Origin of the sequence: Falsarthrobacter nasiphocae (assembly GCF_031456275.1) — a bacterium.
In the GTDB taxonomy this organism is placed as follows: Bacteria; Actinomycetota; Actinomycetes; order Actinomycetales; family Micrococcaceae; genus Falsarthrobacter; species Falsarthrobacter nasiphocae.
Genome location: NZ_JAVDUI010000001.1, coordinates 135,604 through 153,725, shown reverse-complemented (window position 1 = coordinate 153,725; position 18,122 = coordinate 135,604). Strand labels below are relative to the sequence as shown.

At 68.2% G+C, this 18,122-nt stretch carries 21 protein-coding genes; 11 read left to right on the top strand and 10 right to left on the bottom strand.

Features of this window, described 5'->3' with window-relative positions; translation table 11 throughout:
* The first annotated feature begins 64 nt into the window (after positions 1 to 64).
* Positions 65 to 442, top strand: a complete 378-nt coding sequence (locus tag J2S35_RS00730) for a hypothetical protein (protein WP_309848715.1) — start codon at positions 65 to 67, stop codon at positions 440 to 442.
* On the opposite strand, the gene J2S35_RS00725 is transcribed toward J2S35_RS00730, so the two are convergent.
* Positions 375 to 1,316 (bottom strand): LysR family transcriptional regulator, encoded by a 942-nt coding sequence (locus J2S35_RS00725; protein WP_309848711.1) that lies wholly within the window; start codon positions 1,314 to 1,316, stop codon positions 375 to 377. The two genes, J2S35_RS00730 and J2S35_RS00725, sit on opposite strands and share 68 nt — an antisense overlap.
* Before the next feature lie 413 nt (positions 1,317 to 1,729).
* On the opposite strand from J2S35_RS00725, the gene nrdH reads away from it, so the two are divergent.
* The 4 genes from nrdH to J2S35_RS00705 all read left to right on the top strand — a co-directional run bounded on the left by nrdH (position 1,730) and on the right by J2S35_RS00705 (position 5,585).
* Positions 1,730 to 1,972 (top strand): glutaredoxin-like protein NrdH, encoded by a 243-nt coding sequence (gene nrdH, locus J2S35_RS00720; protein ID WP_309848708.1) that lies wholly within the window; start codon positions 1,730 to 1,732, stop codon positions 1,970 to 1,972.
* A gap of 4 nt (positions 1,973 to 1,976) precedes the next feature.
* Positions 1,977 to 2,420, top strand: coding sequence for a class Ib ribonucleoside-diphosphate reductase assembly flavoprotein NrdI (nrdI, locus tag J2S35_RS00715; protein ID WP_309848705.1), 444 nt, complete (start codon positions 1,977 to 1,979; stop codon positions 2,418 to 2,420).
* A gap of 17 nt (positions 2,421 to 2,437) precedes the next feature.
* Positions 2,438 to 4,558, top strand: coding sequence for a class 1b ribonucleoside-diphosphate reductase subunit alpha (gene nrdE, locus J2S35_RS00710; RefSeq protein WP_309852959.1), 2,121 nt, complete (start codon positions 2,438 to 2,440; stop codon positions 4,556 to 4,558).
* Positions 4,559 to 4,685: 127 nt separating this feature from the next.
* Positions 4,686 to 5,585 carry a hypothetical protein gene (locus tag J2S35_RS00705; protein WP_309848704.1) on the top strand — a complete coding sequence of 300 codons (900 nt, stop codon included), beginning with the start codon at positions 4,686 to 4,688 and terminating at the stop codon, positions 5,583 to 5,585.
* Between the two features lie 82 nt (positions 5,586 to 5,667).
* Here the strand turns inward: J2S35_RS00705 and J2S35_RS00700 are convergent, their stop codons facing one another.
* The 4 genes from J2S35_RS00700 to J2S35_RS00685 all read right to left on the bottom strand — a co-directional run bounded on the left by J2S35_RS00700 (position 5,668) and on the right by J2S35_RS00685 (position 7,579).
* Positions 5,668 to 6,078 carry a hypothetical protein gene (locus J2S35_RS00700; RefSeq protein WP_309848702.1) on the bottom strand — a complete coding sequence of 137 codons (411 nt, stop codon included), beginning with the start codon at positions 6,076 to 6,078 and terminating at the stop codon, positions 5,668 to 5,670.
* 63 nt (positions 6,079 to 6,141) lie between these two features.
* Positions 6,142 to 6,891 carry a GntR family transcriptional regulator gene (locus J2S35_RS00695; RefSeq protein ID WP_309848699.1) on the bottom strand — a complete coding sequence of 250 codons (750 nt, stop codon included), beginning with the start codon at positions 6,889 to 6,891 and terminating at the stop codon, positions 6,142 to 6,144.
* Entirely contained in the window at positions 6,888 to 7,352 is a 465-nt protein-coding gene (locus J2S35_RS00690) for a PTS sugar transporter subunit IIA (protein WP_309848696.1), read from the bottom strand. The genes J2S35_RS00695 and J2S35_RS00690 overlap by 4 nt, the downstream gene beginning before the upstream one ends.
* Positions 7,349 to 7,579, bottom strand: a complete 231-nt coding sequence (locus J2S35_RS00685) for a PTS glucose/sucrose transporter subunit IIB (protein ID WP_309848694.1) — start codon at positions 7,577 to 7,579, stop codon at positions 7,349 to 7,351. Before J2S35_RS00685 ends, J2S35_RS00690 begins: the two co-directional genes overlap by 4 nt.
* Before the next feature lie 123 nt (positions 7,580 to 7,702).
* On the opposite strand from J2S35_RS00685, the gene J2S35_RS00680 reads away from it, so the two are divergent.
* Complete coding sequence (locus J2S35_RS00680) at positions 7,703 to 8,926, top strand: PTS transporter subunit EIIC (protein ID WP_309848693.1); 1,224 nt, start codon at positions 7,703 to 7,705, stop codon at positions 8,924 to 8,926.
* A 10-nt stretch (positions 8,927 to 8,936) separates the two neighbouring features.
* Here J2S35_RS00680 and J2S35_RS00675 read toward each other — a convergent pair whose 3' ends face one another.
* Entirely contained in the window at positions 8,937 to 9,737 is an 801-nt protein-coding gene (locus J2S35_RS00675) for an SDR family NAD(P)-dependent oxidoreductase (protein WP_309848690.1), read from the bottom strand.
* A 192-nt stretch (positions 9,738 to 9,929) separates the two neighbouring features.
* Here J2S35_RS00675 and J2S35_RS00670 point away from each other — a divergent pair, with 192 nt between their 5' ends.
* The 4 genes from J2S35_RS00670 (at position 9,930) to J2S35_RS00655 (ending at position 12,176) form a co-directional block, all read left to right on the top strand.
* The gene (locus J2S35_RS00670; RefSeq protein ID WP_309848687.1) at positions 9,930 to 10,409 is read left to right on the top strand and encodes a hypothetical protein; all 480 of its coding nucleotides are present in this window, start codon (positions 9,930 to 9,932) and stop codon (positions 10,407 to 10,409) included.
* Between the two features lie 32 nt (positions 10,410 to 10,441).
* Complete coding sequence (locus tag J2S35_RS00665) at positions 10,442 to 10,582, top strand: hypothetical protein (RefSeq protein ID WP_309848684.1); 141 nt, start codon at positions 10,442 to 10,444, stop codon at positions 10,580 to 10,582.
* A 43-nt stretch (positions 10,583 to 10,625) separates the two neighbouring features.
* Positions 10,626 to 11,594, top strand: coding sequence for a class 1b ribonucleoside-diphosphate reductase subunit beta (gene nrdF, locus J2S35_RS00660; RefSeq protein WP_309848682.1), 969 nt, complete (start codon positions 10,626 to 10,628; stop codon positions 11,592 to 11,594).
* Between the two features lie 162 nt (positions 11,595 to 11,756).
* Entirely contained in the window at positions 11,757 to 12,176 is a 420-nt protein-coding gene (locus tag J2S35_RS00655; protein ID WP_309848680.1) for a DUF192 domain-containing protein, read from the top strand.
* A gap of 15 nt (positions 12,177 to 12,191) precedes the next feature.
* Here the strand turns inward: J2S35_RS00655 and J2S35_RS00650 are convergent, their stop codons facing one another.
* From J2S35_RS00650 to J2S35_RS00640, 3 genes are all read right to left on the bottom strand, one after another.
* Positions 12,192 to 13,874, bottom strand: a complete 1,683-nt coding sequence (locus J2S35_RS00650; RefSeq protein ID WP_309848677.1) for an ABC-F family ATP-binding cassette domain-containing protein — start codon at positions 13,872 to 13,874, stop codon at positions 12,192 to 12,194.
* A gap of 89 nt (positions 13,875 to 13,963) precedes the next feature.
* On the bottom strand, positions 13,964 to 15,520 hold the full coding sequence (locus tag J2S35_RS00645; RefSeq protein WP_380083586.1) for an amino acid permease: 1,557 nt from the start codon (positions 15,518 to 15,520) through the stop codon (positions 13,964 to 13,966).
* The gene (locus J2S35_RS00640; RefSeq protein WP_309848674.1) at positions 15,520 to 16,614 is read right to left on the bottom strand and encodes an S-(hydroxymethyl)mycothiol dehydrogenase; all 1,095 of its coding nucleotides are present in this window, start codon (positions 16,612 to 16,614) and stop codon (positions 15,520 to 15,522) included. Before J2S35_RS00640 ends, J2S35_RS00645 begins: the two co-directional genes overlap by 1 nt.
* 163 nt (positions 16,615 to 16,777) lie before the next feature.
* Between J2S35_RS00640 and J2S35_RS00635 the strand changes: the two genes are divergently transcribed.
* The gene (locus J2S35_RS00635; protein ID WP_309848672.1) at positions 16,778 to 17,560 is read left to right on the top strand and encodes a thioesterase family protein; all 783 of its coding nucleotides are present in this window, start codon (positions 16,778 to 16,780) and stop codon (positions 17,558 to 17,560) included.
* Here J2S35_RS00635 and J2S35_RS00630 read toward each other — a convergent pair.
* Positions 17,535 to 18,122: a uridine kinase family protein gene (locus tag J2S35_RS00630; protein ID WP_309848669.1), complete on the bottom strand. Its 588-nt coding sequence runs from the start codon at positions 18,120 to 18,122 to the stop codon at positions 17,535 to 17,537. The genes J2S35_RS00635 and J2S35_RS00630 overlap by 26 nt on opposite strands.

Here is an 18,122-nt window from a genome sequence, read left to right as displayed (position 1 = left end):
AGAGTGCCGCCGGAGACTGATTGTGCGCCGGAAACCCGGCCTCAGCCTCGCCAAGGAGCCCGCCATGACCACCACAACCCGTTCCGCTGCCACCCTTCGTGCCGCTCTCGCCTCGCTTCCCCGGTCGGCGTCGGCGCTCCAGACAGAGTCGGCGCCCCAGGCGGCCTCCATGACGCGCCCCGATGCCGCCGGCCAGCGCCCCGCAGCCCGTGGCCTCCTCATTGCGCTCTGCACCGCGCTCCTGGCCCTCGGGCTCGTGGCCGCTCACGTGGGCGTCTCCGCGCTGGACGACAACCCTCAGGCCGACGTCTTCCTCCTCGTCACCCCGCTGGTCAACGCGCTGTTGGCGGTCCTCGGCGCCGCGGTGCTCGTCGTCATGGCCGTGTTCGGCTCGAGCGCGGCATCCCAGGCGCCGGCGGCCGCCGCAGTTCGGCGCGGATAGCCGCGAGCACGGCCGGGACGAGCGGCGCTACCGGGCTGCTGCGCCGGGAGAGCGCGAAGACCCGCCGTGACAGGCGAATCCCCGTGCCTGGCCGGACGTCGAGCCCCTCGGCGGACTCGCTCCGGTGGACCCAGCGGGGGATGAGCGCCGCGCCCACCCCCGCGCGGACAAGCTCCAGGGACGCGCGGAAGTCGTCGCTCCGGGCCGCAATGTCCGGCCCCTCCGCGTTGAGCGCGAGAGAGCGCTCCATGATGGCCGCGTCCGCGGTCCCGGGGTGGTGGACAATCCACGGCAGCTGCCCCAGCGTCTCCCGGTCTGCGTCACCGGGTGTGCCCCAGGCGGTGGGGAGGACGACGTCGAACGGCTCGTCCTCGATCCACTCCCGCGCGACGTCCGCCGTCACGGCGGGGGAGCCGTCCCCGAGGTGGAAGATCAGGGCGAGGTCCACGCCGGCGTCGTACCCTCCAGGCCCCAGGAGCGGGCGCGCCACCGCGGGAGGGTCGCCGATGATGTAGCGGGCAGAAATGCCCGCGCTGTCGAGGCGCGCCTGAAGGGGGCGCGCCAGGCGCTGGGCGAGGCTCGCGAACATTCCGACGACGAGGGCCGGCTCCTCGGGAGGCCGCTGGAGGCGGTGCTTGAGCGCGTCGAGCTGGGCCAGGACGGTCCGGGCGTGGTCCGCGGCCACGGCGGCGGCCGGGGCCGGCTCGAGGCGGCGGGCGTGTCGGATGAAGAGGTCCACGCCGAGGTCGCGCTCCAGCGTGGAGATCTGCTGGCTCACGGCGGACGGGCTGAGATCGAGCTGCCGGGCGGCGGACGTGATGGAGCCCGTGCGCAGGACGGTGAGGAAGGTCTCGAGGTGGCGGCTGCTCGTCATCGGCGGTTCCCTTCCCGGTCCGGCTCAGCACAAGATCTTGTGCCTGCGGCTACTAGGCGCGACACGCTCGACACGCCCTCATTCGGAAATTCTCCCACGCATCCGAGGGGGTGGGACAGGGTGGGCAACGCTGGCCACAGGCTGTGCATAACCCGCCTCTCGGGAGCGGACGACGCCGCCGCCGAGGCTCATTCGCGCGGCCACCGCGGCGGGGTGCGGCCGAGGCCGCCTGTGGATTGCGGTGTGGAGATCACACCGTTGAGACTTACAGGCATGTAACACAAGGTGTAGGGGGTCACGCCTCGAGCAGACACAAGATGTAGTGGTTGGCGCGTTGGCGGATGTAGGATCGAAGGGCACGCCGAAGACCCCCCGGCGGACCCGAGAAACCCCGATCTACGAGGAGCGCACCCATGACTGTGACCGTCTACACGAAGCCTGCCTGCGTCCAGTGCAACGCCACATACCGTGCCCTCGACAAGAAGGGTGTCGAGTACACGGTCATCGACGTCACCGAGGACTCGGCCGCGCTGGAGCACGTCCGCTCGCTCGGCTACATGCAGGCCCCCGTCGTCGAGACTGAGAACGACCACTGGTCCGGCTTCCGCCCGGACAAGATCGCCACCCTCTCCGCAGCGGTCTCGCAGGTCGCCTGAGACCATGAGCGAGGTCGTCCCGGCTGAGACGACCACCGCCCGGATCATCTACTTCTCCTCGACTTCGAACAACACCGCACGCTTCGTCGAGAAGCTCGGCCAGCCGGCGTCGCGCATTCCGCTCCATGCGGGAAAGGCGAGACTGAAGGCCCAGGGAGAATTCGTTCTCGTCGTCCCCACCTACGGGGGCGAAGAGGGGAAGCGCTCGATCCCCCCACAGGTGGTCGCCTTCCTCAATGACCCCGACAACCGAGCGCTCTTGAGGGGCGTGATCGCTGGCGGGAACACAAACTTCGGCACGACGTACTGCATTGCAGGCGACAAAATCGCGGCAAAATGCAACGTGCCGCTTCTCTACAGATTCGAACTGATGGGCACCGCCGAGGACGTCTCGGCCGTGTCGAAGGGACTGGAAGCGTTTTGGACAGCACGCTCGATCAAGGCGTAAGGCCCGCCAAGAAGGCCATTGACCCCAAGTACCAGGGGCTCGGTTACCACGAGCTCAACGCCATGCTCAATCTGTACGACGAGCACGGCCAGATCCAGTTTGAGGCGGATCGGGAGGCGGCACACCAGTACTTCCTCCAGCACGTCAACCAGAACACGGTCTTCTTCCACTCCCTCGAGGAGAAGCTCCAGTACCTCGTGGACAACGAGTACTACGAGGAGGAGACGCTCCAGAAGTACTCCTTCGCCTTCATCAAGAGCCTGTTCAAGCTGGCCTATTCCAAGAAGTTCCGCTTCGAGACCTTCTTGGGCGCGTTCAAGTACTACACGTCCTACACGCTCAAGACGTTTGACGGAAAGCGCTACCTGGAGCGCTACGAGGACCGCGTGTGCATGGCGGCCCTGTACCTTGCACAGGGCGACGAGACCCTGGCCGAGCGCATGGTCGAGGAGATCATCGCGGGCCGCTTCCAGCCCGCCACGCCGACCTTCCTCAACGCGGGCAAGAAGCAGCGCGGCGAGCTCGTTTCCTGCTTCCTCCTGCGCATCGAGGACAACATGGAGTCGATCGGCCGCTCCATCAACTCCGCCCTCCAGCTGTCCAAGCGCGGCGGCGGCGTCGCCTTCGCGCTGACCAACATCCGCGAGGTCGGCGCGCCGATCAAGCAGATCGAGAACCAGTCCTCGGGCGTCATCCCCGTCATGAAGCTCCTCGAGGACAGCTTCTCCTACGCCAACCAGCTCGGCGCCCGCCAGGGCGCAGGCGCCGTGTACCTGCATGCGCACCACCCGGACATCTACCGGTTCCTCGACACGAAGCGCGAGAACGCGGACGAGAAGATTCGCATCAAGACCCTCTCGCTCGGCGTCGTCATCCCGGACATCACGTTCGAGCTCGCGAAGCGGGACGAGGACATGTACCTGTTCTCCCCCTACGACGTCCAGCGCGTCTACGGCGTGCCGCTCTCTGACGTCAACGTCACGGAGAAGTACCGCGAGATGGTGGACGACGCGCGGATCAAGAAGACGAAGATCAAGGCCCGCGAGTTCTTCCAGACCATCGCGGAGATCCAGTTCGAGTCCGGCTACCCGTACGTGATGTTCGAGGACACGGTCAACAAGGCCAACCCCATCGAGGGCAAGATCATCATGTCCAACCTCTGCTCGGAGATCCTCCAGGTGTCCTCGCCGACCACCTACAACGAGGACCTCTCCTACGCGGACACGGGCAAGGACATCTCCTGCAACCTCGGGTCCATGAACATCGCCAAGACGATGGACTCCCCGGACTTCGGCGCCTCCATCGAGACGGCCATCCGAGCGCTGACCGCGGTGTCGGACCTGTCGCACATCGGCTCGGTCCCCTCGATCGCCAAGGGCAACGACTCCTCGCACGCCATCGGCCTCGGCCAGATGAACCTCCACGGCTACCTGGCTCGCGAGCGCGTCCACTACGGCTCGGAGGAGGGGATCGACTTCACGAACATCTACTTCTACACGGTCCTCTTCCACGCGCTGCGCTCCTCGAACAAGATCGCCCAGGAGACGGGCAAGACCTTCGGCGGGTTCGAGAACTCGACCTACGCGTCCGGCGCGTTCTTCGACAAGTACACGGAGCAGGAGTGGGCCCCGGCCACGCCGCGGGTCGCTGAGCTCTTCGAGGGCATCCACATCCCGACGCAGGAGGACTGGAAGGCTCTCAAGCAGGACGTCATGGAGCACGGCCTGTACAACCAGAACCTCCAGGCCGTCCCGCCGACCGGCTCGATCTCCTACATCAACAACTCGACGTCCTCCATCCACCCGGTGGCCGCCAAGATCGAGATCCGCAAGGAAGGCAAGATCGGGCGCGTCTACTACCCGGCCCCGTACCTGACGAACGACAACCTGGACTACTACCAGGACGCGTACGAGATCGGCTACGAGAAGATCATCGACACGTACGCTGCGGCCACGCAGCACGTGGACCAGGGCCTGTCCCTGACGCTCTTCTTCAAGGACACCGCCACCACGCGCGACATCAACCGCGCGCAGATCTACGCGTGGCGCAAGGGCATCAAGACGCTCTACTACATCCGTCTGCGCCAGCTCGCGCTGGAAGGCACGGAAGTGGACGGCTGCGTGAGCTGCATGCTCTGATTCTCCCCGCCGCCTGCGGCACAGGAGAACGACGACGGCGCCCGCCCACCGGACAGATATTCTGATCCGGGGGCGGGCGTTGTGCGTGATCACGCGGCTCTGAGGCCCGAGAAGAAAGGGGACGCACGTGGCGGACGGCGAGCACGAGTGGACGGTGAGCCGCGCCGGCTTCTCGCTCAACGGCGTCACCGTCCGGGTCGAGGAGGGCGGCCTCGTTTTGTCCACCCTCGCGGCATCCCCGGCGCGTATCGCGTGGGAAGCCATCCAGCGTGTGGAGACCGGCACTGGCGCGGAGTCCCTGGCGCACAGTGGGGTGCTGGCGTTCATCGAGAACGGCCCCACGCGCAACGCCGCTGACTTCTACTACCGAGGCGGCCCCTGGGTACGGGTCCTCACGGAGACGCGGAGCCTGCGCTTCTCCCACCCGGCGCCGCCGGAGCTGGTGGAGCTGATCCGGGAACGGTGCCCGGGCGCCGTCATCGGTTCGGCGGCGCTCGAGTCGGAGCCGTCCGCGGCTCCAGGAGCGACCGCCTGGACCACGACATTCAGCGGGCTGAGCCCCGACCGCGCCATGACGCGAGCACGCATTGTCGGGGTCGTGTTCCTCGTCTGCATCATGCTTCTCCTCCAGTTCGTGAGCCGCGTCCTCCACACCGCGGAACCGCGCGTCATCGTGCCGATCATGCTCGTTCCGGCCCTGGCCGTCATGCTCTTCAGCCTCTTCTATACCCATGGCAACACGGTGGCCCTGGGCAGGGACGGCCTCCAGTTGGAGCTCGAGCCGCAGAGCCGGGCCTCGCTGCGGTGGGCGGCTCTGCGGGACGTCCGCGTCCGCCCGGAGAGCGACTTCTCGTGGGCGGCCCGTCGGCTCGGCCCCATTGCGCCGGGGCGGCGGTGGTACTTCGGCGGCGACGCGCTCGTCCTCGAGACGGGCAACAAGACCTACACGATCAGCGTGCGCGAGGCCCACGAGGCGGCCGCGGCGATCCGCGCTGGGCGGGAGAGGGCCCTCAGCGAGGGCATCTAGGCCCAGCGCGCGAGGCGGGAGACAGCCGGTCAATCACCGTCGGCGGAGAAAGGGCCATCGCCGCCGGGCGGACTTGCGGGCGTCACGCCCGCCCGATGAGCCGGGTCTCGGCCTCCGTGCTGCGGTCCTCCCAGGTGATGCTCCCCGGCCACAGAGACTGCTCCGCGCGCGGGCTGGCCACCTCGGGGGAGGTCACGACGACGACGGTCCCGCCCGGGCGGAGCGCCGCGGCCGCGAGGGCGAGCCCGTTGCGCCCGTAGCCGTCGCCGGGCACGAGGGCCCGGGGCGGGGCGAACGGCTCCGCTGACTCGGCCAGCGTTATCGCGGGCTGCCGCAACACGGGCGCGCCCGCACCGAGGTCGGGCCGCCCCGCGCCCGCGCACGCGCGGAGCTGCCCACCGCCGGTGCCATCCCGGATGAGCTCGTCCAGGAACGGGGTCGGGGCTTCGCCGAAGACGCGGCCGAAGCGAACGTAACGCTCCTCCCAGTTCACGGGAGCCTCCCTTCATCAACAAGGCCAGGCATGACAGGGTCCACGGGCGGGGGAGAAGGCGCGCTAGCTCGTCGTCGTGAGCTCCAGCGTCATGGACAGCTGGTAGCGGTCCGCCCGGTAGGTGGACACCGAGTACTCGATGGGCGCCGGGGCGCCGTCCGCCTCCGTGAAGGAGTGGCGGAGGAACACGAGCGCGGGGGAGCCTGCGGGCACGTCGAGGAGGCGGGCGGTCTCGCCGGCCACCGTATCCGCCCACACGGACTGCGACGCGGTGAGCACCGGCGTGCCGTACGAGGCCAGCAGACCGTAGAGGGAGCCGGTCAGGTCGTCGCCCAGCAGGGAGGGCGTGGCCTCAACCGGCATCCAGCACTCGTCCACGCTGACGGGCGCGCCGTTGCCGAGACGCACGCGAACGAGGTGATGGGCCGGCTGCCCCGCAGGAAGGCGCAAGAACTCGGCCACGGCGGCCGGGGGGACCTCGGCGCGGGCCACGACGACGCGCGTCGTGGGGCTGATGCCCTCCGCCCGCATGTCCTCGTTGAACGAGGCGAGGTGCAGGCTGGACTTCACGCGGCCGTGCGAGACGAACGTGCCCTTGCCGTGGCGGCGCACGAGCACGCCCTCCGCGCAGAGGTCGGCGATGGCCCGGCGGATCGTGATCCGCGAGACCCCGAAGCGCTCCTCGAGCTGGCGTTCCCCCGGCAGCGCGTCGCCGGGGGACAGCTCAGCGGCCACGAGCTCGGCGATCTCCTTGCGGACCCGCGCGTGCTTGGGCTCGGGCGCGCTCGCCTCAGCGCCGGACGGCTGGGTCACGCAGGGTCCGGGATCTGGAAGAGTGGCCCCTGCGCGGCCACCTCGCCTCCCACGGCCAGGTCCCCGAGGTCTCCGGGCTTGGTGTCCAGGACGACGACGGGGCAGATGGGGCTCAGCCCCGCCGCCACGACGGCCTCGACATCGACGTCGAGCACGGGCTGCCCCGCCTCGACGACCGCCCCCTCGTCCTCGCGCACCTCGAAGCCGCGGCCCTTGAGGCCCACGGTGTCGAGGCCGACGTGCACGAGCACGCCAACCCCGGACTCGGCTACGACGACGAACGCGTGGGGGTGCACCTTGACGAGCTCGCCCGCGATGGGCGAGGTCACCGTGATGCGGCCCGCGTTCTCAGCGGGGGAGACGGCGAGTCCGTCCCCGACCATTCCTGCGCTGAACACCGGGTCCGGGACGTCGGCGAGGGCCAGCACGTGCCCCGCGATGGGGGCCCGGACCGCGGTCACAGGAGGTCCTGGATGTCCTCGGCAAGGGAGTCCGCCTCGGGACCCACGACGACCTGGGCCGTGCGGCCCTGGACGACGACGCCGTGCGCGCCGAGGGCCTTGAGCGCCGCCTGATCCACGAGGGCCGGATCCGCGATCTCGCACCGCAGGCGCGTGATGCAGCCCTCGATGTCCTCGAGGTTCTCGGCGCCGCCGAGGGCCGCCAGAATGTCTGAAGCCTTGGACATGGGTCCTCCTGTGAAGAGAGTGGCGCACGCCACGTGTCAACTGGTTATAATCAGTGAATCCAACACGACCAGACTTCCATGTGCGAATCAACCGACGGGTGAGCAGCATGGGTGAGGAGAGCCATGTCCACCACTGAAGAGGCCAAGACGGGCGCTGGACCGCGGGGCGACGGCAAGGCCATGAAGGTCCTCCAGCGCTTCGGCCGCAGCCTCATGCTGCCGATCGCAGCGCTGCCGGCCGCCGCACTTCTCATGCGCCTGGGGCAAGACGACCTCCTGGGCCGCTTCCCGAGCATTGCCACGGGCGCGCACGTCATCGGCGCCGCAGGGCAGGCCCTGTTCGACGGCCTGCCGCTGCTCTTCGCCGTGGGCATCTCGTTTGGATTCGCGAAGAAGGGCGACGGCTCCACGGCCCTCGCCGCCGTCGTCGGCTACCTCGTCATGACCAACGTCTTCAAGGTCATGGCGCCGATCGTCCTCGGCGCCCCCGCGGACGCCGCCAAGCCGCCAGTCATCAACTACGGCGTCCTCGGCGGCATCGTCATCGGCCTGACCGCCGCCCTGCTGTGGCAGAAGTTCTACCGGACCAAGCTGCCGGACTGGCTCGGATTCTTCGGCGGGCGCCGCCTCGTCCCCATCCTGACGTCGCTCGCAGCACTCGTCATCGGCGTCCTGCTCAGCCTCATCTACCCCGCGTTCAACGCGGGCCTCACCGGCCTCGGCAACGCCGTCAACGAGAACGCCGTGGTGGGCTCAGGCATCTACGGGTTCGCGAACCGCATGCTCATCCCGCTCGGCCTCCACCACATCCTCAACTCTGTGGTGTGGTTCGTCCTCGGCGACTACAACGGCGTGCACGGCGACCTCAACCGCTTCTTCGCGGGGGACCCGAGCGCAGGCGTTTTCATGACAGGCTTCTTCCCGATCATGATGTTCGCCTTGCCCGCCGCCGCCCTGGCGATCTGGCAGGAGGCCCGCCCGTCCCAGAGGAAGGCCGTGGGCGGCATTATGCTCTCCACGGGTCTGACCGCGTTCCTCACCGGCATCACCGAGCCGCTGGAGTTCTCGTTCATGTTCGTGGCGTGGCCGCTCTACATCATCCACGCCGTGCTCATGGGCACCTCGATGATGGTGACCAACCTTCTGGGCATCCGGGACGGCTTCGGCTTCTCCGCCGGCGCCATCGACTTCCTGCTCAACCTCGGCATCGCCGAGAAGCCCGGGCTTCTCGTCCTCGTGGGCCTCGTCTACGCCGTGATCTACTACGTGGTGTTCCGCTTCGTCATCCGCAAGTGGAACCTCCGCACCCCGGGCCGCGAGGAGGAGACGGACACCGACGCGGCTTAATCGGTCCGGGTCACTTGCGGCGCGACATTCCCCGCCGCAGGGCCGGGAGCAGGAGGCGGCGGGGCGTCATCCGCCCCGCCAGGGCGGCGGCCGTCCCGCTCCGGCCCACCGCGACGCTCGGCGGCGTGTCCTTCCGGTCCAGGGCCGTCAGGGTGGTCTCGACGACGGCGGCGGCCGTGGCGCGCGGCAGCCCGCCGTCGGCCGAATGCCCGGCGACCTCGAAGAACTCCGTCTCCGTGGGCCCGGGGGAGACCGCGAGGACCTTGAGCGACGTCCCGCGAGACTCGGCCCAGAGCGCCTCGGTGAAGCTGAGGACGTACGCCTTCGTCGCCGCGTAGACGGCCATCTCCGGGATCGGCTGGTAGGCCGCGACGCTCGCGATGTTGACAAGGAGGCCGTGAGTCGAGGAGCGCAGGCGGGGCAGAAGGGCCACCGTCAGGTCGGTGAGGGCCGTGACATTGAGGTTGATCATGCGGTGGACCTCGTCCGGGTCCTGTTCATGGAGCGGCGTGATCTTGCCGAATCCGGCGTTGTTGATGAGTCCCGTGATTCGGATCTCGCGCTCGTCCAGGGTGCTGAGCAGCTGCCTCACGCCATCGGTGTCAGAGAGGTCCGCGGGCACGACATCGGCGCGGCGCCCGTGGTCCCTGCGGATCTCCTCGGCGAGGGCCTCGAGCCGGTCCTGCCTGCGGGCGGAGAGGACGACGTCGGCGCCGCGGGACGCGAACTCGCGGGCGAGCGCTTCGCCGATTCCGGAGCTGGCGCCGGTGATGAGGATGGTGTGCCCGGAGTAGGAACGGTGCTGAGTCATGAATGCCTCCACGGAAGGGGATTGGGGTGACGTGCCGGGGTCAACCCACCGGTTGCGGCTGACCCTTTCCACCGTATCGGCGTGAAGCGCTCACCGGAAGGCCGGCGCCTGCGAAATCACCGTGAAGCGTCGGATTCACCATGCCGAATAGAATGGCCGCAACACTGCACAACTTCGGCGGAGGCGCTCCTGATGACTCGTGGCGACAACAGCCCTTGGGCCATCTCCGCGCGCGACCCCCGAGAGCGTCCGGAAATCACCTATCGGGACTCCTTCTCCACGTCGGCGCCCCGCGGCAAGTCCGTCAAGGTCACCGTCTATCCCGGCGGGATCAAGGCCCGCGGCGCGGGTGCTTTTTCGGGTGGCGTCGCGTGGGGCGAACTCGTGGATGTCACGTTCTACCCTGAATGGGTCTTTCCGCGTGCACGGGCGGCAGTAGAACGCGAGATTCGGCCCTACGTAATCCAGGATGCCGAAATGGTCTATGCCCTGGACCGCCTGCTCTTCTATCCCATTGTCTACGGCGGTGGACCGTTCGTGAGACTTGCAACGTACGCTCGGGCATTCCTCTTCGGGTGCGACGACCCCGAGCGGTTCCTCAAGGCCCTGACCGTCTACAGGCCGGACCTGGTCCGCGAGGACGGGAACAGGCCCCGGGATTCGCAGGACTGACCGGGGCGGCTGGGCGGCTGTCTGGCCGCGCGGTGGCACCGGCGCAAGAACCGCGGTACTTCGGCGGGGACGCCCTCGAGGTGGACACGCCGGACGGGCCCGTCTCGTTCTCCACGAGCGAAGCGCCCGAGATTGTCGCGACCATTGAGCGGTACCGGCGGGGGAGCCGGTGAGCCGGTCGTCGTCGGCCCCTCCTGAGGCGGTAGATTGGGAGGCATGAGCGACCACCTCCTGTCACACGTAGAAGCCATCAACTGGAACCGCATCCAGGACGAGAAGGACGTGGAGGTGTGGAACCGCCTCGTCAACAACTTCTGGCTGCCGGAGAAGGTTCCGGTGTCCAACGACGTGCAGTCCTGGGCCACCCTGACGCCCGAGGAGCAGCAGCTCACGATGCGCGTCTTCACGGGCCTGACGCTCCTTGACACGATCCAGGGCACGGTCGGCGCCGTCTCGCTCATCCCGGACGCCATCACGCACCACGAGGAGGCCGTCTACACGAACATCGCGTTCATGGAGTCGGTCCACGCGAAGTCCTACTCCTCGATCTTCTCCACGCTCTGCTCCACGCGCGAGATCGACGACGCCTTCCGCTGGTCCCGCGAAAACGAGAACCTGCAGCGCAAGGCGCAGATCGTCATGTCGTACTACCACGGCGACGACCCGCTGAAGAAGAAGGTCGCCTCGACCCTCCTCGAGTCCTTCCTCTTCTACTCCGGCTTCTACCTGCCCATGTACTGGTCCTCGCGCGCCAAGCTCACGAACACGGCCGACATGATCCGCCTCATCATCCGCGACGAGGCCGTCCACGGCTACTACATCGGCTACAAGTTCCAGAAGGCCCTTGAGACGGCCTCGGAGGAGCGCCGCCAGGAGCTCAAGGACTACACGTTCGAGCTGCTCTTCGAGCTCTACGAGAACGAGGTCCAGTACACGCACGACCTCTACGACGGCGTGGGGCTCGCCGAGGACGTCAAGAAGTTCCTCCACTACAACGCCAACAAGGCGCTCATGAACCTCGGCTACGAGGCGATGTTCCCGAGCAGCGTCACGGACGTCAACCCGGCGATCCTCTCCGCGCTCTCTCCGAACGCGGACGAGAACCACGACTTCTTCTCTGGCTCCGGCTCGAGCTACGTCATCGGCAAGGCCGTGTCCACCGAGGACGAGGACTGGGACTTCTAAGCCCGCCTTCTGTCGCTTGAGTGAAGGGCCCGGACCCGCGAGAACTCGCGGGGCCGGGCCCTTTCTGCGCGTGCCGGGGTACGTGGGGAACGCATTAGTGTTGGGCCTATGAAACCTCTGGCGGGTCTGTTCCTGGCTCTTTTCGGAGTTGCCGTCCTCCTCGTGGCCGCCGGGTTCGGCCTGGATGCGTTTGCGCGTTCACGACCGCAGGACCTCAGCGCCCTTCGCATGCGGACCGCCCACGTGCGCGGGGCAACGCTGACCCTGGCTGTCGCCGATCAGCCTGATTCGGTCGGGCGCGGCTTGTCCGGGCAGGGCTCCCTCGGCAGTCTTGACGGGCTGCTCCTCGTCTCACCCGATTCGGACAACACCCGCGTCACGATGCTCGGGATGAATTTCCCCCTGGATCTGCTCTGGGTCTCAGCGGATGGCGAGATCCTTCATGTCGAGGAGAATGCACGGGCGGGGTTGTGGCCGCTGTGGCACAGTTCACCCGAGCCGGCGGCCCAGGTGGTGGAGCTCAGCGCCGGTTCAGTCAAGGCCCACAAGCTCGCTGCCGGGGACCGGATCACCTTCGTCTAGACGGTCCAGGACGGTCTACCGGGCCCGGTCCACGCGCTTCTCGTCCCACACAGGCTCGTCCGAGGGGTAGACTCGGCCGTCGGAGCCGAAGACGAGGAAACGATCAAAGGAGCGCGCGAACCAGCGATCGTGCGTCACGGCGAGAACCGTCCCCTCGAACCCGTCGATGGCCTTCTCCAGCGCCTCCGCCGAATGCAGGTCGAGGTTGTCCGTCGGCTCGTCCAGGAGCAGGAGCGTGGCGCCCGAGAGCTCCAGGAGGAGGATCTGGAGGCGCGCCTGCTGGCCGCCGGAGAGGCTGTTGTACGACTGCTCGGCGCTGGACGCCAGACCGTACCGGTCCAGGGCGCCCGCGGCGGCCTCGCGCCCCATGCCGGAGCGATGCTCGTCGCCCCGGTGCAGGATGTCGAGGAGCGTGCGCCCGTCCAGGTCCGGCCGCGAGTGGGTCTGGGCGAAGAACCCGGGCCGGATGCGCGCGCCGAGCTTCGCCGAGCCCGTGTGCGGAACCGGTGCAATCTCCACCTCGGTGACGGGCTCGTGCTCTTTCTCCGGGTCCGTGCCGCCCGCGGCCAGGAGGCGCAGGAAGTGGCTCTTGCCGGATCCGTTGGATCCGAGCACGCCCACCCGGTCACCAAACCAGATCTCGGTGCTGAACGGCTTCATGAGCCCCGTCAGCTCCAATTTCTCGACGACGACGGCCCGCTTGGCCGTGCGCCCGCCCTTGAGCCGCATGGACACGTTCTGCTCAATGGGCAGGGCCTCGGGCGGTCCCGCCTCGAGGAACTTGGCCAGGCGCGTCTGGGCCGCCTGGTAGCGGTTCGCCATGTCAGACCGGAAGGCGGCCTTGGTCTTGTACATGTTGACGAGCTCTTTGAGCTTGATGTGCTCCTCGTCCCAGCGCTTGCGGAGCTCCTCGAAGCGCGCGTTGCGGTCCGCGCGGGCGTCAATGTAGCTGGCGAAGCCGCCGCCGTGCGTCCAGCTGGACGCGCCGTTGATGCCGGGCTCCAGGGTGACGATCCGCTCGGCGGCGTTGGCGAGGAGCTCGCGGTCGTGGCTGACGAAGAGGACGGACTTGGGTGAGGACTTCAGGGTAGCCTCGAGCCACCGCTTGGCCGGGACGTCGAGGTAGTTGTCCGGCTCATCGAGGACGAGGACCTCGTCCGGTCCGCGGAAGAGGGCCTCGAGGACGAGTCGCTTCTGCTCGCCGCCGCTCAGCGTGGACACCTGGCGGTGCTGGGCTCGCTCGAACTCGACCCCGAGGGCGGCCATCGTGACCTCGTCCCAGGTGGTCTCGAGCTCGTAGCCGCCGACGTCGCCCCAGTCCGCGATGGCCTGCGCGTACGCCATCTGGGCGGGCTCGTCGTCGTGGGACATCATCCGCTCCTCCGCGGCGTCCAGCGCAAGGCCCGCGGTGCGGAGCCGCTCGGGGGCCACCGAGAGGAGGAGGCCGCGCACCGTGGTCTCGTCGCGGACCTGGCCCACGAACTGCCGCATGATGCCCAGGGATCCGGAGCGAGAGACGGCGCCCTCGTCCGGCTTGATGTCCTGGCAGATGATCTTGAGCAGCGTGGTCTTGCCCGTGCCGTTGGGGCCGATGAGTGCGGTCTTCGAGCCGTCACCGACTTTGAAGGAGACGCCGTTGAGGAGCTGGCGCCCGTCAGAGAGGTGGTAGTCAATATTCGCGACGTCGATGTGTCCCATCCACCTATTTTCTCATGGGGATGAAAAAAGGGGCCGACGCCGCGGTGGTCGCGGCGACGGCCCCTTGATCGGGGAACAGCATTGAGAACTCAGACGATCTCCACCGGGGCGGAGACCTCGGAATCGAGATCCACCTCGTCGAGCGGCACCACTCGGTCCTTCTTGACCATGTGGTATCCCAGCCACAGCAGCAGGAAAGCGGGAATGCCGATGTACGCGCTGAGGACCGCGAGGAGGTTGCCCTCGCCGATGGCCCCGTACCCCTGGCCAATGATGATGACGATGAACACGATGAACGCGAGGATCGGGCCGTACGGGAAGAACGGCGCCTTGTACGGCAGGTCGTTCAGGTCACGCCCCTGGCGAATGTACGCGCGGCGGAAGCGGTAGTGACAGATGGAGATGCCGATCCACACAATGAATCCGGACAGCGCCGAGACGTTGAGCAGCCAGGCGTACGCCTCGCCCTGACCGATGATCGCCGTGAGGAACCCGAACAGACCCACGCTCGCCGTGGCGATGAGCGCCGGAACCGGCACGCCCCGCTTGTTGAGGCGCATGAAGATCTTCGGCGCCGAGCCGGAGACGGCCAGGCCGTAGAGCATGCGCGTCGAGGCGTAGAGTCCCGAGTTGCCCGCGGAGAGGATCGAGGTCAGGATGACCGCGTTCATGAGGGCGGCTGCAAAGGCGATGCCCGCATTCTCGAAGACCATCGTGAATGGCGAGAACGCGATATCGGACTCGTCATTCTTGAGCAGGTTGGGGCTCGTGTACGGAATGAGGAATCCGATGACCGTGATGGCGCCGATGTAGAAGAGCATGATGCGCCAGAAAACGGTGCGGATGGCCTTCGGAACGTGCTTTCCCGGGTCCTTCGCCTCGCCGGCGGCCACGCCCACGAGTTCCGTTCCCTGGAAGGAGAATCCGGCAATGAGGAAGATGCTGAAGACGCCCATGACGCCGCCCTTGAAGGGGGCTTCACCCTCGGTCCAGTTGGAGAATCCGGGGGAGGGACCGGACATGATGCCCACGATCATGAGAACGCCGCAGATGAGGAACGCGATGACGGCGACGACCTTGATCGAGGCGAACCAGAACTCGCCCTCGCCGAAGGCCTTGGCGGACAGGTAGTTCAGCCCGAACAGGAGAGCCAGGAAGACGGCAGCCCAGATCCAGCCCGGAACGTCCGGCAGCCAGTACTGCATGACGAGCCCCGCCGCCACGAGCTCCGCCGCGACGGTGATGGCCCAGTTGAACCAGTAGTTCCACCCGACGGCGAACCCGAAGGAGCGGGAGACGAAGCGCGACGCGTACGTCTGGAACGAGCCGGCGGCCGGGAGGAAAGAGGCCATCTCGCCGAGGGACTGCATCATGAGCAGAACCATGAAGCCGATGAGGGCGTAGGCGAGGAGCGCGCCGCCCGGACCGGCTTCTGCAATGGAGCCGCCGGAGGCCACGAAGAGGCCCGTGCCGATGGCGCCGCCGATGGCGATCATCTGCATGTGGCGGTTGGTCAGCCCGCGGGTCAGCTGTTCCTGGCCGCGCTCTGCCGGGGCGTCCGCAGCACCGCGAGTGGAAGTGGCGGATCCGCCCGCGGCGGAGGGGGCCTGGGATGCGGCCCGGGAGCCGTGATTGGTCTGCGACATCAGAGTTCCACCACCGAGCGGAGCACGTCGCCTGCGCGCATCTTGTCAAAGGCGGGCTGGACGTCGTCGAGCGCAATGCGCTCCGTGACGAACGCGTCCAGATCGAGGCGACCCAAGCGGTACTGCTCCACGAGCATCGGGATGTCGCGGCTGGGCAGGCAGTCGCCGTACCAGGCGGAGCGGATGGCGCCGCCGCGGCCGAAGACCTCGTCGAGGGGGATCTCCCACGTGGTTCCCGGCGAGGGCACCCCCACGAGCACGAGCCGGCCCGCGAGGTCCCGCGCGTAGAACGCCTGCTTGAACGTCTCCGCAACGCCCACGGCGTCCACGACGACGTCCGCGCCGAACCCGCCGGTCAGCTCGCGGATGGACTCGACGACGTCCTTGACGTCGCTCGCGTTGACGACGTCGGTGGCCCCGAGGCGCTGGGCGGCGTCGAGCTTCTTCTCGTCGACGTCGACAGCGATGATCGTCGTGGCCCCCGCGAGCTGAGCGCCGGCGACCGCTGCCACACCCACGCCGCCGCAGCCGATGACCGCCACGGACTCGCCGCGCTGGGTGTCGGCGGTGTTGAGGACCGCGCCGATACCCGCCATGACGCCGCAGCCGAGGAGGCCGACGGACGCGAGCTGGTCCTCGGCGAGGTCGCCGTCGATCTTCGTGCACTGGCCGGCGGCCACGAGGGTCTTCTCCGCGAACGCGCCGATGCCGAGCGCGGGCTCGAGCTCGGTCCCGTCCTTGAGGGTCATCTTCTGCTCCGCGTTGTGCGTGTCGAAGCAGTACCACGGCTGGCCCTTGGCGCAGGCGCGGCACTCGCCGCAAACGGCGCGCCAGTTGAGGACGACCGTGTCGCCGGGGGCGACGTTCGTGACGCCCTCGCCGACGGCGTTGACCGTTCCCGTGGCCTCGTGGCCGAGCAGGTAGGGGAAGTCGTCCCCGACCCCGCCCGCCTGGTAGTGGGCGTCCGTCTGGCAGACGCCGCATGTGCGGACGTCAACAAGGACTTCGCCGGGGCCGGGGTCCGGAACCAGGATGGTCTCGACCACGGCCGGTTCGTCCTTGGCGTGGACGACCACAGCTTGTACTTCGTGCATGGGGAGTTCTCCGAACTGCGTCGCGAGTCGCGCCAGGGTTGTCCCGGCGCCAGACAAGGCTATCGTCTGACGTGGCGGTGGGGCACAGGCCCGTCCGCCATGTGAGGCACATGACAATCTCGGGCGACGACGGCGCCTGGCGGCAAGGGGAGGCGCAATGGCCATGAAGGACGCAATGTACCGGCGGACAGGGGAGGGCCGCTTCGCGAGCACAATCCACGCCCAGGGCGCCTGGAACCCGCACGAGCAGCACATGGGGCCCGCCTCCGGCCTCCTCGCCCACGAGATTGAGCGGTTCTCCCGGGCAGAGGGACTGCGGATCGCGCGGCTGAGCTACGACATCCTGGGGCTCATGGCCGGCGGGGACGTCTCTGTCACGGTCGAGATGGAGCGGCCCGGACGGACGATCCAGCTCGTTCGTGCCGAGATGACGGGCCCGGACGGCCGTCCGTGCCTGCGGGCCCGCGCATGGCTCCTGGCCACGACCGACACCGAGGAGATCGCGGGCCTCGAGGAGGAGACCATGCCGCACCGCGAGGAGTGCGACCCGCTCGACGGCTCCGCGATCTGGGGCGGCGGGTACATCGCCCAGCTCGAGGGGTTCCGGCACAAGGACAGCCGGCCGGGCCGCGGGTGGTCATGGGTGTCTTCGACACACCCCCTGGTCGAGGGGGAGGACGCGGCGTTCGGAGAGTTTGTGCGGGACCTGGACGCCGCGAACGGCATGGCGGTGCGCGTGAGCCCCGGGGACTCCGGCTGGGCCTACCCCAACGTGGACCTTCAGCTGCACCTGATTCGTGCCCCGCGCGGCCCGTGGAAGGGCCTGGACACCCGGGTGAGCTTCGGAGCGGACGGGGTCGGGCTGACGAGCTCGGTCGTCAGCGACTCGGACGGCGTCGTGGGACGAATGGAGCAGACCCTCACATTGAGGCGAGTCGGCGCTTGAGGCGGGACTTGGCCACGAGGGTGAACCCCGCGGCGGCGTAGCGGTCGCGCAGCGCGCCGTCGGCCTTGTAGAGGCTCCAGCCGCGCTTGAGGAGGAAGGGAAGAGGCTTGCGGGACTCGCGGACGTCCCGGACGAAGCGCGCAAGCGCGGTCCAGGCGGCCGGCTCGACGATGTAGTACGCCTCGACGTCCACGCCCTCGCGGCGGAGGGGCGCGAGGAGCTCGGACGCGAAGAGCCCCTCGGCCGCGATGGGTCCCCGCGTGCAGGTGATGGTCTGGGTGCCGGTCGCGGCGGAGTGGGAGATGGAGTACACGGGGCACTCGGTGACGCCCTCCCGCGCCAGGCGGGCCAGGGACGCGCACGCGGCGGCCTCGTTCCAGGTTCCCGGGTGGTCCCAGTCGATCTCCCCGTAGGGCGTCACGGGGAGCGGGTGCTCGGGCGTGTGCTCGGCCTGGTCACGGTAGAAGTTGTCGAGTTCGACGTGGGGGCGTCCGTGGGTGCGGGCCACGTAGGACTTACCGGAACCCGAGGCTCCGCCGATCAACACGACAGGAAATGGCAT

What these genes read in the sequence shown, in the direction of transcription:
- J2S35_RS00730 (WP_309848715.1), top strand. Translation starts at nt 65, where the DNA reads ATGACCACCACAACCCGTTCCGCTGCCACCCTTCGTGCCGCTCTCGCC.
- J2S35_RS00725 (WP_309848711.1), bottom strand. Translation starts at nt 1,316, where the DNA reads ATGACGAGCAGCCGCCACCTCGAGACCTTCCTCACCGTCCTGCGCACG.
- nrdH (WP_309848708.1), top strand. Translation starts at nt 1,730, where the DNA reads ATGACTGTGACCGTCTACACGAAGCCTGCCTGCGTCCAGTGCAACGCC.
- nrdI (WP_309848705.1), top strand. Translation starts at nt 1,977, where the DNA reads ATGAGCGAGGTCGTCCCGGCTGAGACGACCACCGCCCGGATCATCTAC.
- J2S35_RS00685 (WP_309848694.1), bottom strand. Translation starts at nt 7,579, where the DNA reads ATGTCCAAGGCTTCAGACATTCTGGCGGCCCTCGGCGGCGCCGAGAAC.
- J2S35_RS00680 (WP_309848693.1), top strand. Translation starts at nt 7,703, where the DNA reads ATGTCCACCACTGAAGAGGCCAAGACGGGCGCTGGACCGCGGGGCGAC.
- J2S35_RS00675 (WP_309848690.1), bottom strand. Translation starts at nt 9,737, where the DNA reads ATGACTCAGCACCGTTCCTACTCCGGGCACACCATCCTCATCACCGGC.
- J2S35_RS00670 (WP_309848687.1), top strand. Translation starts at nt 9,930, where the DNA reads ATGACTCGTGGCGACAACAGCCCTTGGGCCATCTCCGCGCGCGACCCC.
- nrdF (WP_309848682.1), top strand. Translation starts at nt 10,626, where the DNA reads ATGAGCGACCACCTCCTGTCACACGTAGAAGCCATCAACTGGAACCGC.
- J2S35_RS00650 (WP_309848677.1), bottom strand. Translation starts at nt 13,874, where the DNA reads ATGGGACACATCGACGTCGCGAATATTGACTACCACCTCTCTGACGGG.
- J2S35_RS00645 (WP_380083586.1), bottom strand. Translation starts at nt 15,520, where the DNA reads ATGTCGCAGACCAATCACGGCTCCCGGGCCGCATCCCAGGCCCCCTCC.
- J2S35_RS00640 (WP_309848674.1), bottom strand. Translation starts at nt 16,614, where the DNA reads ATGCACGAAGTACAAGCTGTGGTCGTCCACGCCAAGGACGAACCGGCC.
- J2S35_RS00635 (WP_309848672.1), top strand. Translation starts at nt 16,778, where the DNA reads ATGAAGGACGCAATGTACCGGCGGACAGGGGAGGGCCGCTTCGCGAGC.
- J2S35_RS00630 (WP_309848669.1), bottom strand. Translation starts at nt 18,122, where the DNA reads ATGCCATTTCCTGTCGTGTTGATCGGCGGAGCCTCGGGTTCCGGTAAG.